The sequence below is a fragment of the Cellulosimicrobium cellulans genome, assembly GCF_024124905.1.
Lineage (GTDB): Bacteria > Actinomycetota > Actinomycetes > Actinomycetales > Cellulomonadaceae > Cellulosimicrobium > Cellulosimicrobium cellulans_G.
In genome coordinates this window covers 618,069-633,695 of record NZ_JAMXST010000003.1, presented here as the reverse complement: position 1 = coordinate 633,695, position 15,627 = coordinate 618,069, and the positions used below count along the sequence as shown (strand labels likewise).

General features: G+C 75.2%; 17 protein-coding genes. 10 read left to right on the top strand and 7 right to left on the bottom strand.

Annotated elements, in window-relative coordinates:
* Positions 1–92 precede the first annotated feature (92 nt).
* The gene (locus NHH00_RS11510; protein WP_253052202.1) at positions 93–362 is read left to right on the top strand and encodes an HPr family phosphocarrier protein; all 270 of its coding nucleotides are present in this window, start codon (positions 93–95) and stop codon (positions 360–362) included.
* A gap of 169 nt (positions 363–531) precedes the next feature.
* Here NHH00_RS11510 and ptsP read toward each other — a convergent pair whose 3' ends face one another.
* Complete coding sequence (gene ptsP, locus NHH00_RS11505; RefSeq protein WP_290445301.1) at positions 532–2,211, bottom strand: phosphoenolpyruvate--protein phosphotransferase; 1,680 nt, start codon at positions 2,209–2,211, stop codon at positions 532–534.
* 50 nt (positions 2,212–2,261) lie between these two features.
* Complete coding sequence (locus tag NHH00_RS11500; protein ID WP_253052200.1) at positions 2,262–3,644, bottom strand: PTS transporter subunit EIIC; 1,383 nt, start codon at positions 3,642–3,644, stop codon at positions 2,262–2,264.
* A 375-nt stretch (positions 3,645–4,019) separates the two neighbouring features.
* Between NHH00_RS11500 and NHH00_RS11495 the strand changes: the two genes are divergently transcribed.
* The 5 genes from NHH00_RS11495 to NHH00_RS11475 all read left to right on the top strand — a co-directional run bounded on the left by NHH00_RS11495 (position 4,020) and on the right by NHH00_RS11475 (position 6,336).
* Positions 4,020–4,859: a GntR family transcriptional regulator gene (locus NHH00_RS11495; RefSeq protein WP_253052198.1), complete on the top strand. Its 840-nt coding sequence runs from the start codon at positions 4,020–4,022 to the stop codon at positions 4,857–4,859.
* Positions 4,856–5,101, top strand: coding sequence for a PTS transporter subunit EIIB (locus tag NHH00_RS11490; RefSeq protein WP_024839826.1), 246 nt, complete (start codon positions 4,856–4,858; stop codon positions 5,099–5,101). The genes NHH00_RS11495 and NHH00_RS11490 overlap by 4 nt, the downstream gene beginning before the upstream one ends.
* 147 nt (positions 5,102–5,248) lie before the next feature.
* Entirely contained in the window at positions 5,249–5,479 is a 231-nt protein-coding gene (locus NHH00_RS11485) for a PTS transporter subunit EIIB (protein ID WP_087470800.1), read from the top strand.
* Positions 5,479–5,943 (top strand): PTS sugar transporter subunit IIA, encoded by a 465-nt coding sequence (locus NHH00_RS11480; RefSeq protein WP_253052196.1) that lies wholly within the window; start codon positions 5,479–5,481, stop codon positions 5,941–5,943. Before NHH00_RS11485 ends, NHH00_RS11480 begins: the two co-directional genes overlap by 1 nt.
* 144 nt (positions 5,944–6,087) lie before the next feature.
* Positions 6,088–6,336 (top strand): hypothetical protein, encoded by a 249-nt coding sequence (locus NHH00_RS11475; protein WP_087470798.1) that lies wholly within the window; start codon positions 6,088–6,090, stop codon positions 6,334–6,336.
* 87 nt (positions 6,337–6,423) lie between these two features.
* On the opposite strand, the gene NHH00_RS11470 is transcribed toward NHH00_RS11475, so the two are convergent.
* Both NHH00_RS11470 and NHH00_RS11465 read right to left on the bottom strand, forming a co-directional pair.
* Entirely contained in the window at positions 6,424–8,448 is a 2,025-nt protein-coding gene (locus tag NHH00_RS11470) for an NHL domain-containing thioredoxin family protein (RefSeq protein WP_253052194.1), read from the bottom strand.
* Between the two features lie 54 nt (positions 8,449–8,502).
* A complete protein-coding gene (locus NHH00_RS11465) occupies positions 8,503–9,684 on the bottom strand; it encodes an FAD-dependent oxidoreductase (RefSeq protein WP_253052192.1) in 1,182 nt (393 codons plus the stop codon).
* Positions 9,685–9,778: 94 nt separating this feature from the next.
* On the opposite strand from NHH00_RS11465, the gene NHH00_RS11460 reads away from it, so the two are divergent.
* Genes NHH00_RS11460 through NHH00_RS11445 form a run of 4 tightly spaced genes read left to right on the top strand, consistent with a single transcriptional unit; the run spans position 9,779 to position 13,611 of the window.
* A complete protein-coding gene (locus NHH00_RS11460; protein ID WP_253052511.1) occupies positions 9,779–9,991 on the top strand; it encodes a heavy-metal-associated domain-containing protein in 213 nt (70 codons plus the stop codon).
* Positions 9,988–10,947 (top strand): heavy-metal-associated domain-containing protein, encoded by a 960-nt coding sequence (locus tag NHH00_RS11455; protein ID WP_253052190.1) that lies wholly within the window; start codon positions 9,988–9,990, stop codon positions 10,945–10,947. The genes NHH00_RS11460 and NHH00_RS11455 overlap by 4 nt, the downstream gene beginning before the upstream one ends.
* A 46-nt stretch (positions 10,948–10,993) precedes the next feature.
* Positions 10,994–13,312 (top strand): heavy metal translocating P-type ATPase, encoded by a 2,319-nt coding sequence (locus tag NHH00_RS11450; RefSeq protein ID WP_253052188.1) that lies wholly within the window; start codon positions 10,994–10,996, stop codon positions 13,310–13,312.
* A gap of 26 nt (positions 13,313–13,338) precedes the next feature.
* A complete protein-coding gene (locus tag NHH00_RS11445; RefSeq protein ID WP_253052186.1) occupies positions 13,339–13,611 on the top strand; it encodes a hypothetical protein in 273 nt (90 codons plus the stop codon).
* Between the two features lie 113 nt (positions 13,612–13,724).
* Here NHH00_RS11445 and NHH00_RS11440 read toward each other — a convergent pair whose 3' ends face one another.
* From NHH00_RS11440 to NHH00_RS11430, 3 genes are all read right to left on the bottom strand, one after another.
* Positions 13,725–13,985 (bottom strand): hypothetical protein, encoded by a 261-nt coding sequence (locus NHH00_RS11440; protein ID WP_253052184.1) that lies wholly within the window; start codon positions 13,983–13,985, stop codon positions 13,725–13,727.
* Positions 13,986–14,061: 76 nt separating this feature from the next.
* On the bottom strand, positions 14,062–15,150 hold the full coding sequence (locus NHH00_RS11435) for a hypothetical protein (protein ID WP_253052182.1): 1,089 nt from the start codon (positions 15,148–15,150) through the stop codon (positions 14,062–14,064).
* 121 nt (positions 15,151–15,271) lie between these two features.
* Positions 15,272–15,598, bottom strand: coding sequence for a hypothetical protein (locus tag NHH00_RS11430; RefSeq protein ID WP_253052180.1), 327 nt, complete (start codon positions 15,596–15,598; stop codon positions 15,272–15,274).
* Positions 15,599–15,627 lie beyond the last annotated feature (29 nt).

Below are 15,627 nucleotides of genomic sequence, written 5' to 3'. Positions count from 1 at the left end.
GCGGGCACGGAAGGACGTCAGCCCCTCCCTTTTCGGCGTGCGATCCCCTAGGATGCACTGGTCCAGACCACTTGTCTGCCGGAGGAGCACCCATGGACCGTGCCGTCGTCGTCGCGATCACCGAAGGCCTTCATGCCCGACCCGCCGCCCTGTTCGTCAAGGCCGCGGCCGCCCAGCCCGCCCCCGTGCGCATCGCCAAGCAGGGCGGCGACCCCGTGGAGGCCGCGAGCATCCTCAGCGTCATGACGCTCGGCGTGACCGCCGGGGACGAGGTCGTGCTGTCGACCGACGCCGACGGCGACGACGCGAGCGCGTCGATCGACGCGCTCGCGTCCTTCCTGGAGCAGACCGAGGTCGCCTGAGCCGGTCGGGCCCGTCTCCGCGAGCGCCTCGAGGCTCAGGAGAAACGACGCCCACCTGGTGCCGCAGCGGTGCACGAACACCCCCGGGTGCGCCGAACCCGGGGTTGCTCCTCACCGTGACGAGTCGGTGAGGAACAACCCCGGGTTCGGCAGCGAGGCCGGGCGCGGGCTAGAGGCCCAGCTCCGCGAGGATCGGGAGGCGGGTACGCACGGCCGCGCGGGCGGCGTCGGGCGTGGGCTGCTGGAGCGCGAGGAACGCGAGCTCCTCGCACTGCTCCGACGTCGTCGCGGCCAGCACCGCGGCGACGTCCGCGAGCGCTCGGGGCGTCATGGACAGTGACGTCACGCCGAGCCCCACCAGCACCGGCGCGAGCACCGGGTCGGCCGCCGCCTCGCCGCAGACGCCGAGCGGGCGACCGTTGAGCGCCGCCCCCGATCCCGTGGCCCCGACGAGCGCGAGGACCGTCGGCTGCCAGGCCGTCGACAGGCGCGCCAGGTCGGAGACCTCGCGGTCCGCGGCCATCGTGTACTGCGTGAGGTCGTTCGTGCCGATGCTCGCGAACGACGCCTTGGCGAGCACCCAGCGCGCACCGAGGGCCGCGGCGGGCACCTCGATCATCACGCCCGCGGTGCCGAGGCCGTGCTCCGCGCACAGCGCGACGAACGACTCCGCCTCGTCGGGCGTCGCGATCATCGGCGCCATGACCCACACGTCCGCCGACTCGGCCTCGGCGGCACGCGCGATCGCCGTGAGCTGGCGGTCGAGCACCTCGGGGTGCCGGCGGGCGGTACGCAGCCCGCGCACGCCGAGCGCCGGGTTGGGCTCGGCCTCGGGCGTGACGAACGGGAGCGGCTTGTCCGCGCCCGCGTCGAGCGTGCGCACGACGACCTTGCGCCCGCCGAACGCCGCGAGCACCTCGCGGTAGGCCGCGACCTGCTCGTCGATCGTCGGCTCGACCGTGCGGCCGAGGAAGCACACCTCGGTGCGGAAGAGCCCCACGCCCTCCGCACCCGCCTCCGCGGCGGCCCGCGCGTCCTCCCCGTTCGCGACGTTGGCGAGGAGCTCGACGCGACGACCGTCCGCCGTCCGGCCCTCGCCGTCGAACCGGCGGCGCTCGCCCCGGGCGCCCCGCGCGGCGACGACGGCGGCCACGTCCTCGGCGGACGGCTCGCGCTCGACCGTGCCGAGCCCGCCGTCCACGAGCACCGTCTCGCCGTCGTGCAGCGTCAGCGCGTCCTCGACCGCCACGACGGCCGGGATGCCGAGGGAGCGCGCGAGGATCGCCGTGTGCGACGTCGGCCCGCCGCCGCGCGTCACGACCGCAAGCACGCGCTCGGGGTCGAGCTGCGCGGTGTCCGCGGGCGCGAGGTCGTCCACGACGAGCACGAACGCGAACCCCGGGTCGGGCACGCCCGGGGCAGGCAGGCCGAGCAGCGTCGCGACGATCCGGTCGCGCACGTCGCGCACGTCGCGCGCCCGCTCGGCCATGAGCCCGCCCAGGGCCTCGAGCTGCCCGACGACGACGCCCGCCGCGTCCCACACCGCACGCGCCGGGGTGGAGCGCTGCTCGCGCACCCGCCCGACGGCGTCGCGCGCCAGGGCGGGGTCCGCCGCCATCGCGGCGGTCACGCCGAGCACCTCCGCCGCGGTGCCCTCGGCCCGCGCGGCGCGGGCCGTGAGGTCCTCCTGGACGGTGGTGACCGCCGCGAGGACCTGCGTCACCGCGAGGTCCACGTCGGCGTCCGTGCTGTCCGCGGCGAGCGGGGCCGGGTCGGGCTCGGGGACCGGGTCGGGCATGCGCACGACCGTCCCCGCCCCCCGCCCGGGGCTGACCGGCACGCCGGTCAGCCCCGGGTCGGAGACCCGCGCGGGTGCGCGCGTCGCGTCGTCGGCGACGGTCACGCCGAACTCCCGCCTCGCGCCTCGTCGGAGCGCGCGGACGCTCCGCGCCCGGCCGTGCTCGCCTCGTCCGCGGTCGCGGACCTCTCGGACGCACCGGCAGGGGCGTCCGCGTCCTGCGCCGCGCCGGTGTCGGCGATCGCACCGTCGGCGTCGTCGTCCTCGCGACCCGGCGTCCTGAGATTCCACCGCGTGATGACGAAGCGGAAGAGGAAGTAGTAGATCACCGCGTACCCGAGACCGATGAGGATGAGCAGGAGCGGCATCTCGGCGATCCGGAAGTTCAGCAGGTAGTCGATCGCGCCCGCGGAGAAGCCGAAGCCGTCACGGATGCCGATCGCGTTGACGAGCGCCAGCGACGTGCCCGTGAGCACGGCGTGGATCGCGTAGAGCGGGTAGGCGACGTAGACGAAGGCGAACTCGAGCGGCTCGGTGACGCCGGTGACGAACGCGACGAGCGCGGCCGAGCCCATGATGCCCGCGACGACCTTGCGGTTCTTCGACTTGGCGGTGTGGACGATCGCGAGCGCCGCGGCGGGCAGCGCGAACATGAAGATCGGGAAGAACCCGGTCATGAAGGTCCCGGCCGTCGGGTCGCCGTGCAGGAAGCGGGCGATGTCGCCGTTCCACACCTCGCCGTTCGCGTCGGTGTACTCGCCGAACTGGAACCACGGGAGGGAGTTGAGCAGGTGGTGCAGCCCGACCGGCAGGAGGAGGCGGTTCACCGTCCCGTAGACGAAGGCACCGAGGATCGTCGAGCCGGTGACCCAGTCGCCCACGGCGGTGAAGCCGGTGTCGAACGCCGGGTAGATGAGCGCGCCGACGACGGCGATGAGCACCGCGACACCGGCGGTGACGATGGGGACGAAGCGGCGGCCCCCGAAGAACGCGAGGTAGGGGGGCAGCTTGATGCGGTAGTACTTCTGGAAGAGCAGCGCCGCGGTCAGGCCGATGACGATCCCGCCGAGCACGCCGTAGTTGATGAGCTCCTGGTCCTCGCCCTCCGGCGCGACACCGAGCACCGCCGGCGAGAGCGCGTCGCTCACGCCCTTGAAGACCAGGTACCCGATCACGGCGGCGAGGCCCGTCGAGCCGTCCGCCTTCTTCGCGTAGCCGACGGCGACACCGACGGCGAACAGCAGCGGGAGGTTCGCGAACAGGGCGTTACCGGCCGAGGCGAAGACGTCGGCGACGTACTGCATCCACGGCAACGTCCCCGCAGCCCCGTCCGCCCCGAGGAAGTCGGCCTGTCCGAGCCGCAGCAGCAGCGCGGCGGCGGGCAGGGACGCGATGGGCAGCATGAGGGAGCGCCCGACGCGCTGGAGCTGCGCGAAGCCGGGCACCCCCTTCTTCGTCCTCGTCGGTTCGGCGACGGTGGTCATGTGTCGTTCTCCTCCTGGGTGGGCCTGGGCGCAGGCCGAGGTGCGTCGTGCGGCAGCGGTGGCGCGACGTCGTACGGGCGTCGTTGCCGGTCTCCGGGCACGCCGAGGACGACTGGGGTCGTTCCTGGCTCGTCGTGCCGGACATCCGGTCCAGGTTGTCTGGACCACTTGCAGGAAGAGTGGTCTAGACCTCATGATGTGTCAACCCCCGGAGGTGACCCGGGACACACGGACAGGTCCAGGACCCGCGTCGCCGCAGGTCGCACGACGGACAATGCACCCGTGGAGATCGAGGCACCGACGCAGGGTCGTCCGTCCGGCCAGGGCACGGACGCGGACGAAGGACCAGGACGACGACGAGGACGCGGCACGACGATGAGCAGGTCACGATCGCAGGCGAGCGAGCACAAGTACCTCACGGTGCGCGCCTACCTTGCCGACCTCGTGGCGAGCGAGCTCTCCGTCGGCGACGCGGTGCCCTCCGAGCGCAGCCTGACCGAGAAGTTCGGCGTCTCGCGCATGACCGTGCGCCAGGCGATCGACGCGCTCGTCACCGAGGGCGTGCTCGAGCGCGCGCAGGGTCGTGGGACGTTCGTCGCCCCGCCCCGCGCGGACTTCGAGATGCGCCTCACGACGTTCGGCGAGGAGGCGCGACGCCGCGGCATGGAGCCGGGCAGCGAGGTGCTCGAGGTCGGCACGGCGCCCGCGCCGGCGTCGGTCGCCGAGTCGCTCGGGCGCGCGACGGGCGACCCCATGCACCACGTGGTGCGCCTGCGCTCCGCCGACGGGTCCCCCATGAGCGTCGAGGAGGCGTGGATCCCCGTCGACCTCGCCCCGGACCTGCTCGACGACGGCGTCCCCGAGAGCCTCTACGGCGCCCTGCGCGAGCGCGGCCTGGCCCCCACCTGGGGCGAGGACACCATCACCGCGTCCGACGCCACCGTGCAGGAGCAGAAGCTCCTCGGGCTGCGGGCCTCGCGAGCCGTCATGCGCACGGTGCGCCGCACGTTCGCAGGCGACGCGCCGCTCATGTACTCCCGGTCGAGCTACCGCGGCGACCGGTACAGCGTGTTCGTCCCGCTGCGCGAGGCGCGCCCGACGCTCGTGCCGCGCAGCGGCGCGACCGACCCGACGAGCACCCCCGACCCGACGACCACCGACGACCTCGCCCCCGTGCCAGTGCCGGCCCGGGCGACCGAAGGGAACGACCGATGACACAGTCCGACGCGGAGCGCGCCGCGACGATCCTCGCCGGGCTCGGCGGGGTCGCGAACATCGACGAGATCGACCCGTGCACCACACGGCTCAGATCGCTCGTCAAGGACCCCGCGCTCGTCGACGCCGCGCTCCTGCGGCGCGCCGGGGCGTTCGGCGTCATGGTCAACGGCCGCGTCGTGCAGGTCGTCGTCGGCCCGCAGGTCGACACGATCGCGTCCGACCTCGCCGACCTCATGTGAGGACCGGCACCACCGCAGCACCACCGCCGTCGCACCACCCCGGCGACGGCGCCCCGACCCCGCGCGCCCCGCGCACCCCGACCGGCACGGCTGCCGGCCGGGACACCTGACCCGGCCCCGGCCGGAACACGACCACGAGGAGCACCCGTGAGCAAGGCAGAGCAGATTCTCCGAGGCCTCGGCGGCGACGCGAACGTCCTCGACCTGGAGGCGTGCATCACGCGCCTGCGCGTCGAGGTCGAGGACCCGGCGCTCGTCGACGACGCCACGCTGACCGCCGCCGGGGCGATCGCCGTCGTGCGCTCGGGCGCGGCGATCCAGGTCATCGTCGGGCCCGACGCCGACAACATCGCCTCCGACATCGAGGACCTGCGCTGATGGCGGCGCCGCTCACGGTGCTCGTCCCCGTCACGGGCACGGTCGTGGACGTCGGCGACGTCGACGACCCCGTCTTCTCCGCCGGGCTCGTCGGCCCGGGGCTCGCCGTCGAGCCCGACGACGCGCAGGGCGGCGAGGCCGTCGCGCCCATCACGGGCACGGTCGTCAAGCTGCACCCGCACGCGTTCGTCGTCCAGCACGACGACGGCCGTGCGGTCCTCGTCCACCTCGGCATCAACACCGTCCAGCTCGGCGGCGAGGGCTTCACCACGCACGTCGCGCAGGGCGACCACGTCGAGCGCGGCACCGTCCTCGTCTCGTGGGACCCGAAGGCCGTCCGTGCCGGCGGCAGGTCCGCCGTGTGCCCGGTCGTCGCGCTCGAGGCCGCCCCGGACGACGTGACCTCCCTCGCGGAGGTGGGCGCCTGGGCCGCCCGCGGCGAGGAGCTCCTCACCTGGGGCTGACCATCCTTCCGCGGGATCGGAGACCGCGACCGACCTATTGTGCGGACCCCTTCCATATGCAAGGCTTCCTCCGGCACCACGCCCACAGGGGGCGAGCCTGGTGCCACGATGCCCCGGGCATCACCACCCAATGGAGGGGGAACGATGAAGTTCAAGAGGCTCGTCGCCGTCGTCGCCACCGCTGCGGCGCTGGCCGTCGCTGCGCCCACCGTCGCGAACGCGGCCGAGACCCGGACGTACACCAACACGTTCGGGAGCTGCAGGGTCCTCGTGGTGTCCTACGCCAACGGCGGAGGGGCGAAGGCCACCGCCTCCTACCGGCTCCTGGCCGGCCAGTCCAAGGTCTTCAGCACCGCGGGCCACATCCTCGGCCACTCCTGGACCGTCTGCTGACGACACCCGCACCCAGGGCCAGGCTTCCTCGAAGCCTGGCCCTGGGCATGTCCGGCACCAGCCCGGGCTGGGCCCCGCGACGCCGGCCTACCCCCTCAGAGGCAGCGTGAGGGTCGGGACGTCGCCCGGCTCACCGCGGTCGACGACACGGACCGGCACGCCCCAGTCCTGCTGCGCGAGATGGCACGCGGGGAACACGTCCGGGTCGGGCTCGCCGTCCGGGCCGAGCGGGACGACGTCGCACGACGCCGCCCGCGCGGTCACGTGCAGCACGCCCTCGCGGACCTCCGGGTTGATGACGAGGTCGCGCCCGAGCTCGACGCCCGTCCCGTCCCCGGACAGCAGCAGCTCGGGCGGCGTCGCGCTCACGCTCAGCTCCGTCGACGGGCCGAACCGGTCGTCGAGCTTCTGCCCCGGCGCCGGGACGAACGGGACGTCGAGCCACAGCGGCCCGGCCCCGATGTCGGTCACGGGGCGCTGCGTGCGGTGCGCGCCGCCGTCGAGCACCTCGCCCGCGAGCGACGCCGGGAGCGCGACGCGCGTCAGGCGGTGCGCCGCGGACTCCACGACGAGCAGGTGGACCTGCGGCTCGCCGTCCGGCCCCTCGCCCACCTGCACGACGACGCCGCTCGGCTCCACGAGGCCCGTCGCCAGGGTCGTGACCTCGCCGGCGAGACGAGTCCCGGAGGTGTCGTCCCCGACGCTCCCGGCCTCCCCGGCCGCGGGCGCGAACCGGCGCAGCGCGCCGTCGTAGGTGTCGGCGACGACGACGCTCCCGTCCGGCAGCGTCGCGACCCCGAGCGGGTGCTGCATCAGCGCCTGCTCGGCCGGGCCGTCCCGGTGGCCGAAGTCGAACAGGCCCTGCCCGACGGCGGTCCGCACCTCCACACCCTCGCCGGGGACCGCGGTCACGCGGCGCAGCGCCGACGTCTCGGCGTCGGCCACCCAGACGGCCCCGTCCTGGTCGACGGCCAGCCCGGACGGCTGCGCGAACCAGGCCGACGCGCCGGGCCCGTCCTCCAGGCCCTCGTTCATGGTCCCGGCGAGGTGCGTCATCGACCCCTGCTCGCCGTCGAACGCCCACAGCGTGTGGTTCCCGGCCATCGCCACGACGAACGCCGCGAGGTCCTGCGACCAGACCACGTCCCAGGGTGACGAGAGTCGCACGTCGAGCGGCGCGTACTGACCGCCCGCCGCGGCAGGACCGTGGCCCGTGACGTCGGCGCCCCGTCCCTCCCGCAGCACGACGTTCTCGACCCCGCCGACCATGAACTGCTCGCCCGTCCCTGCGACGGTGGTCACGTGGCCGTCCGCGAGGCGCACCCCGCGCAGGACGTGGTTGGCCGTGTCCGCGACGACGACGTCGTACCCGAGCCACGGTCGGAGCTCGACCGGGACCAGGCACAGCCCGTTGGGCTCGGCGAATCGTGCGTCGTCCGGGCCGCCGTCGGCGAGCCCGCGCTCGCCGGACCCGATGCGCCGGACGAGGGTCTCGCCGTCGGGCAGGAGCTCGGCGAGCGCGTGGTGTCCCGCGTCCGCGACGAGGAGGTTGCCGCCGGGCAGCTCGATCGCCTTCGCGGGGAAGCGCAGCGCGCCGGACGACGGCGCGGGCGCCACGTACGGGCCGTCGCCGCGGTGCAGCGTGCCCTTCGACTCGTGCTCCGCGACGAGCTCCTCGACGAGGGCGGCGATCGCGGACGCGTGCCCCTCCCCTGCCATCTGCGCGACGACGTAGCCCTCGGGGTCGACGACCACGAGCGTCGGCCAGGCGCGCGCCGCGTACGCGGACCACGTGACGAGCTCGGGGTCGTCGAGCACGGGATGGTGGACCTCGTACCGCTCGACCGCGGCCGCGAGCGCCGCCGGGTCCGCCTCGTGCTCGAACTTCGGCGAGTGCACGCCGACGACGACCAGCACGTCGCGGTGCCGCTCCTCGAGCTCGCGCAGCTCGTCGAGGACGTGCAGGCAGTTGACGCAGCAGAAGGTCCAGAAGTCGACCAGCACGATCTTGCCGCGCAGGTCGGCGAGGGTCAGGTCGCGGCCGCCGGTGTTGAGCCAGCCGCGCCCGACGAGCTCGGACGCGCGGACACGGGGAAGTCGCTCGGTGGTCACGCGACCATTCTCGCGCCCGAGCACGCCCGAGGCAGACACCCCGGAGCCACCACCTCAGGGCCGGCGCAGCTCGGAGCGCAGCGCGTGGAGCTCACGCGTCGCACCGAGACCGACCGCCGCGACGAGGTCGCCCCCGACGCGGAGCTCGGTGAGCAGCCCGCCGCCGTCGAGCGTGCGGTGCTCCGGGGTCGCGCCGGGCACGGCGACGCCGAACCCGGCGACCTGGGTGCCGTGCAGCACGAGAGTGAACCCGGCGTCGGGCACGTACGGGCCGGGGTCCGGGCCGCCGACGAGACGGCGCAGGACGGCGCGCGCCGCGTGGGTGCCTTGCGCGGCGGCGGCGTCCCAGTGGTCGGTCCGGAACCGTCGTCCGCGCCGGTCCCGGTGGACGGCGACCGCCCCGGCGGCGAGCAGGCCGGGCGCGCCGGGAACAGCGAGGCGGTCGTCGACGTCGACGCCGCCGCCGGTGCCGGGCGCGGCGGGCGCGGTGCCGTGCGCGACGACGGCAAGGTCGGACTCCAGGGTCGTCCCGCCCGCGAGGCGCACGGTGACGCCGCCCGGATGCTCCGTCACCGCCTCCACCCGGCGGCCGAGGTGGGCGTCGAGGTGCTCCTCGTGGAGCATGGCGACGGCGCGCGCGACCGCGGCCCCGAGCGCCCCGGCGAGGGGGAGCCGGGAACGGGCGACGAGGTGGACGGTCGCGCCGACCTCGGCGAGCCAGGCGGCGGTCTCGGATCCGACGAACCCGGCGCCGAGCACGGTGACCGTGCGCCGCGCGGGATCGGGGCCGAGCAGGGCACGCAGCCGCACGGCGTCCCGCGCGGTGTGCAGGTGCACCACGCGGGGCTCCCCGGCGTCGGCGCCCGCGAGCGCCGGCAGGCGGTCCACGGCCGGGCCGGGTCGAGGGACCGCGCCGGTCGCGAGGACCACGGCGGCGGCGGTGAGCTCGCGCCCGTCCGCGAGGACGACGGCCCGCCGCGCGGGGTCCAGCCCGGTCGCGCGCGCCCGCACGAGCTCGACGTCGGGCGGCACGGGCAGGGCGGCCTGCTCCGCGGTGAGCAGGCCCTGGAGGATCGCCTTGTCGACGAGGGTGCGCAGGTAGGGCGCCTCCTCCTCGCCGTGCACGAGGACGACGCGACCGGCGAACCCCTCGCCGCGCAGCGTCGTCACGGCGGCGTGCCCGGCGGCTCCGCCACCGACCACCACCACGTCCGCCGGCCTGTCCACGTCGCGCATCTCTCCTCCTTGACCTCGATACCCCCTCTGGGTATATTCGCCATCCTAGTCATACCCCATGGGGGTATCAGCACCGAGGAGGAATGTCGTGAGCATCGTCGAGATCGAGTACCAGGTGACCGGCATGACGTGCGGCCACTGCGAGATGTCGGTGCGCGAGGAGGTCGGGCAGGTGCCCGGCGTCACCGCGATCGACGTCAGCGCGACCACCGGTCGGCTCGTCGTCACGGCCGACCAGCCCCTCGACGACGTCGCGGTCCTCGCCGCCGTCGACGAGGCCGGCTACAGCGCGGAGCGGGTGCGATGAGAGCCCCCGCCCGGATCGGGCTCTACGTCGCCGGGCTCGGGGTCGTGTTCGTGGCCTCGGCCGCGGTCGCGGGCGCCGTGGTCCCCGAGGGCGCGCTGCCGGAGCCCCCCGCCGCGCACGCGCCGGAGCAGCGCGTCGCCACGAGCGACGACCCCCCGCAGGAGACCACGAGAGGAGCGGACATGGTCGGCGGACTGTCCCTGGAGCAGGGCGGCTACACGCTCGGCGAGATCGAGGCGCCGCGGACGCCGGGCACGCCCGGCGAGCTCGCCTTCACCCTGACTGACCCCGCGGGCGCTCCGGTGACCGACTTCGCCGTCGCGCACGAGCAGCGCCTGCACCTCGTCGTCGTGCGCTCCGACGGGGCGCACTACCGCCACGCCCACCCCGAGCTGGACGAGGCAGGCCGCTGGTCGGTGCCCTGGACGTGGGACGCCGCGGGCACCTACCGCGTGTACGCCGACGCCGTCCCCACCGGGGGCGCCCCGCTCACCCTGAGCCGCACCGTCGAGGTCGCGGGCGACGTCGTGCCCGACCGGGCGGACGCCCCGACGACCACCGCGTCGGTCGACGGGTACGACGTCGCGCTCGAGGGGAACCTCGAGGCCGGGGCCGTCTCGCGGCTGACGCTTCAGGTCACGCGGGACGGCGAGCCGGTCACGACGCTCGAGCCGTACCTCGGCGCCTTCGGTCACCTCGTCGCGCTCCGTGACGGCGACCTCGCCTACCTGCACGCCCACCCCGAGGGCGCCGAGGCGGTGCCGGGCGAGGTGTCGGGCCCGACCGTGACGTTCGGCGTCGAGGCGCCCACCGCGGGCCGGTACCTCCTCTACCTCGACTTCCAGGTCGAGGGTCAGGTACGCACCGCCGCCTTCACGGTCGAGGCCGCTCCCGCCGCCGACGCGACGGGCGACGCCCCCGCGGCCGACCACGACACCACCCCGCACGACCACTGACGACCCTGCACCGGGCGGCACGCCGCCCGGCCGGAAGGAGAACCTCATGACGACATCGGCCGCCCCGCCGCCGGGGACGTTCGTCGAGCTCGAGATCGGCGGGATGACCTGTGCCTCGTGCGCCATGCGGATCGAGAAGAAGCTCAACCGGCTCGAGGGCGTCACCGCGACCGTGAACTACGCGACAGAGAAGGCGAAGGTCACCGTCCCGGAGGGCGTCGACGCGGCCACGCTCATCGCCGAGGTCGAGAAGACGGGGTACACCGCCCAGCTCCCGCGCGTCGAGGACCCCGAGGTCCCGACGCCGGGCGAGGCGGACGACGCCGACCCCGAGCTCACCGCGCTGCGGCAGCGCCTCGTCGGGGCCGTCGTGCTCTCGGTCCCGGTCATCGCGATGGCGATGGTCCCCGCGCTCCAGTTCGCGTCCTGGCAGTGGGCCAGCCTCGTGCTCGCCGCGCCCGTCGTGGTGTGGGCGGCCTGGCCGTTCCACCGCGCCGCGTGGACCAACCTGCGCCACGGTGCGGCGACGATGGACACCCTCATCTCCGTGGGGACCAGCGCCGCGTTCCTCTGGTCCCTCTACGCGCTGTTCCTCGGCACGGCGGGCGAGCCGGGCATGACCCACCCGTTCACGCTGTCCGTGGCGCCCACCGACGGCGCCGGGAACATCTACCTGGAGGTCGCGGCCGGCGTCACGACCTTCATCCTCGCGGGCCGCTACTTCGAGAAGCGGTCCAAGCGGCAGGCGGGCGCCGCGCTGCGCGCCCTGCTCGAGCTCGGCGCCAAGGACGTGGCGGTGCTGCGCGACGGCGCCGAGACCCGCGTCCCGATCTCGGAGCTCGCCGTGGGCGACGAGTTCGTCGTGCGCCCCGGCGAGAAGATCGCGACGGACGGCACGGTCGTGGCCGGCACGTCCGCCGTCGACGCCTCGATGCTCACGGGCGAGTCCGTGCCCGTCGAGGTGGGCGAGGGCGACGCCGTCACCGGTGCGACCGTCAACGCGGGCGGGCGGCTCGTCGTGCGCGCGACGCGCGTCGGCGGCGACACCCAGCTCGCGCAGATGGCCCGCCTCGTCGAGGACGCGCAGTCCGGCAAGGCCCAGGTCCAGCGGCTGGCCGACCGCGTCTCGGCCGTCTTCGTCCCCGTCGCCATCGCGATCGCCGTCGGCACCCTCGGCGCGTGGCTCGGCGCCGGCGCGCCGGCCTCGGCCGCGTTCACCGCCGCCGTCGCGGTGCTCATCATCGCGTGCCCGTGCGCGCTCGGTCTCGCCACCCCGACGGCGCTGCTCGTCGGGACGGGCCGCGGAGCCCAGATGGGCGTCCTCATCAAGGGACCCGAGGTGCTGGAGTCCACCCGGACCGTGGACACCGTCGTGCTCGACAAGACAGGGACCGTGACGACGGGCGTCATGACGCTGACCGACGTCGTCACGGGCACCGGTGTCGACCGCGCCGAGCTCCTGCGCCTCGCCGGGGCGCTCGAGGACGCCTCGGAACACCCGGTCGCCCGGGCGATCGCCCGGGGCGCCGCCCAGGAGGTGGGCCCGCTCCCCGTGCCCGCGGAGTTCACCAACGTCGAGGGCAAGGGCGTGCAGGGCGTCGTGGACGGGCACGCCGTGCTCGTCGGCCGCGAGTCGCTCCTCGCCGAGTGGGCGCAGCACCTCCCGCGCGACCTCGCCGACGCCAAGGCCCGCGCCGAGGAGCAGGGCGGCACCGCCGTCGTCGTCGGCTGGGACGGGCGCGCCCGCGGCGTCCTCGTGGTGGCCGACGCGGTCAAGCCCACGAGCGCCGAGGCGATCCGCCAGCTCCGCGCACTCGGCCTCACCCCGGTGCTCCTCACCGGGGACAACGCGACCGTCGCACGCCGGATCGCGGCCGAGGTGGGCATCGACGAGGTGATCGCGGAGGTCATGCCGCGCGACAAGGTCGACGTCGTCAGCCGCCTCCAGGGCGAGGGCAAGGTCGTCGCGATGGTCGGCGACGGCGTGAACGACGCCGCCGCTCTGGCCCAGGCGGACCTGGGCCTCGCCATGGGGACCGGGACGGACGTCGCGATCGAGGCCGCCGACATCACCCTCGTGCGGGGCGACCTGCGCTCCGCGGCCGACGCGATCCGCCTGTCACGCCGGACCCTCGGCACGATCAAGGTGAACCTCTTCTGGGCGTTCGCCTACAACGTCGCCGCGATCCCGCTGGCCGCGCTCGGCCTGCTCAACCCCATGCTCGCCGGCGCCGCGATGGCGTTCTCCAGCGTCTTCGTCGTGGGCAACAGCCTGCGCCTGCGGTCGTTCCGGAGCCGGGCCACGAGCCCGGACCCGACGGCCACCACCCCGACCACGCCGGCCGCGCAGCTCGCCGGCGTCTGACCGTCCCGACCCTCAGGAGGACCCGCATGTGCCACCACCACGACGACGCCCCGCCGCACGACGACGCCCGCCCCGAGCCGGCCGGCGCCTGTCACGCGCACGCCGCACCCTCGGTCGGCTCCGTGCCGGACGACGACCTCGCCGAGTGCCCCGTCATGCCCGGCAGCACGACCGTCAAGGCGCACGCCGAGGCGGCCGGGCTCGTCCGTGACCACGAGGGCGTCCGCTACTGGCTGTGCTGCTCGTCGTGCGGCCCCCTCTTCGACGCCGACCCCACCCGCTACGCCCGCGCGTCGTGACCCGGTGAGCACGTCGACCCGGTGAGCACGGGCCCGGTGCCGCCCACGGGGCGGCGCCGGGCCGCGGCGTGGGTGGCGACGTCCCCGGCCCTCCCGCGCGGCCGTCGCGGGGTTCAGACGCGCGACGCCGTGACGTCCCCGACGACGCGTACCTCGACCTCCACGCCGTCGACGGTCTCGGGGACGTCGACGTCGTCCGAGGTCACGTTCACGCGCAGCAGCCAGTCGTCGACGACGTCCTGCGCCCGCGGGCCGCGCCCTGGCGCGCCCGACGCGTCGGCACGGGCGATCCCGACGCCGGTCACTCCGTCGAGGCCCGCGAGCTCGTCGCGGAGCGCGGCCTTGGCCTCGCGGGCTCGTTCGAGGGTCGCCACGGCGAACCACCTCCCGACCTCATTGTGCGCCCGTCGGGGCGTTCGCGGCAGGGCCGGGAGTCCGTGCCGGGCGGCGTCACCCGAGCAGCGTCGCGCCCAGCCGCTCGAGGACGGTCCCGATCGGGTTGCAGTACGTGAGCCCCGTGCCGTTCGCGCCGCCCGTCTCCGACCCCGCGAACAACAGCCCCAGCGCGACCCCGTCCTCGCGGTACACGAGCGACCCGGAGTCGCCGCCGCGCGAGAACGGCCCGTCGCCCGTCGACTCGACCTCGATCTGGTCGTCGAACCGCAGCGCGCCGAGGCCGTCGCCGTAGCCCACCACGACGTCGTCGAGCTCGATCGCCGTGACGCGCCCTGTCGTGACGCCGGTGGTCCGGCCGGACTTCCCGACCGCCTCACCGCCGAGCGCGACCGCGGTCTCCGTGATCCGGCCGACGGGGTACTCCGGGTCCACGGTCGGGTCGTCGAGGAGCGCGACGGCGGCGTCGACGGTCTGCGTGACGCCCGCCTCCAGCGGGACGAGCGCGGCGAGGGTCCCGACGCGGTCGTCCGGCGCGCTGCCGCCGTCGGCGGGGCCGGGCTGCACGACGACGTCCCCGACCCGGGCGGACGGCGACCCCGCGAGCACGTGCCAGTTCGAGAGCGCGTAGACCGACGCGGCGTCCGCGCCCGCCACGGGCGGCTCGGCGACCCGCACGAACGCGCCGAGCGTCCCCGCGGTGACGTCCACGTGGGCGATCGAGACCCCGGGACGCAGCGGCCGGACCCGGCCGGTCTCGCCGGTCGCGTACGCCGTGACGACCGGCGGGCGCAGGCCCGGTCCGTCGGCGCCCGCACGCCCCGAACCCGGCGCCGCGGCGAGGGGCCGGATCCGCCCCGTGCGTCGCACGTCGACCGTGTCCCCCGCCTCCGAGGCGACCTTGCGCGCGATGCTGCGCGCGGTGGGCACGCCCAGCCGGTACCGGACCGCGATGGCGTACCCGCCGTCGTCGTGCGGGGCGAGGCCGATCGCGAGGGTGGGCGCGCGCACGACGTCCGCAGCGTCGGGCACGTCGCGCGCCTCGATCTCCGTGTCCGACCGGCCCGGCAGCCCCGACCGCTCCGCGAGCTCGCGCGCGTAGTCCGCGAGCTGCGACTTGATCTCCCGTGCCTTCTGCTGGTCCATCGGTGCACCGTCCCCTCGCCCGACGGACGGCTCCCGCCGTCCGCGTCCTGCCGAGCGAGTCTGACGGCCGCCGCCCACACCCGCACCGCGCCACGCCGACGCAGACGGCGACGCGGCGGGATCAGGCTCCCGGCGCCTCGACGGCCGGTCCCGGCCGCGGGCTCCTCGCCCGGCGGCCGACGGCCCACAGGAGCCCGGCGACGCCGAGCGCGACGACCGCCGCGACGAGGGTCACGTGCGCCTGGCGCAGGCGGTCGTAGACGTACCACCAGTCGGCGCCGTCCGGCGCGCCCGCGGAGCGCGCGAACATCTCCGCGACGTACCACCGGTTCGCCCACGCGACGAGCAGAGCCGTACCGACGACTGCTGCGACGACCCCCAGCGCCCTCGCGAGGCGCCCCGCGCGCTCGGTCCGCCGTCGTCCTGCTGCCGTGCCCCCGTGCGTCATGCGAGGCATCCTCTCGCGCCCACGGCACT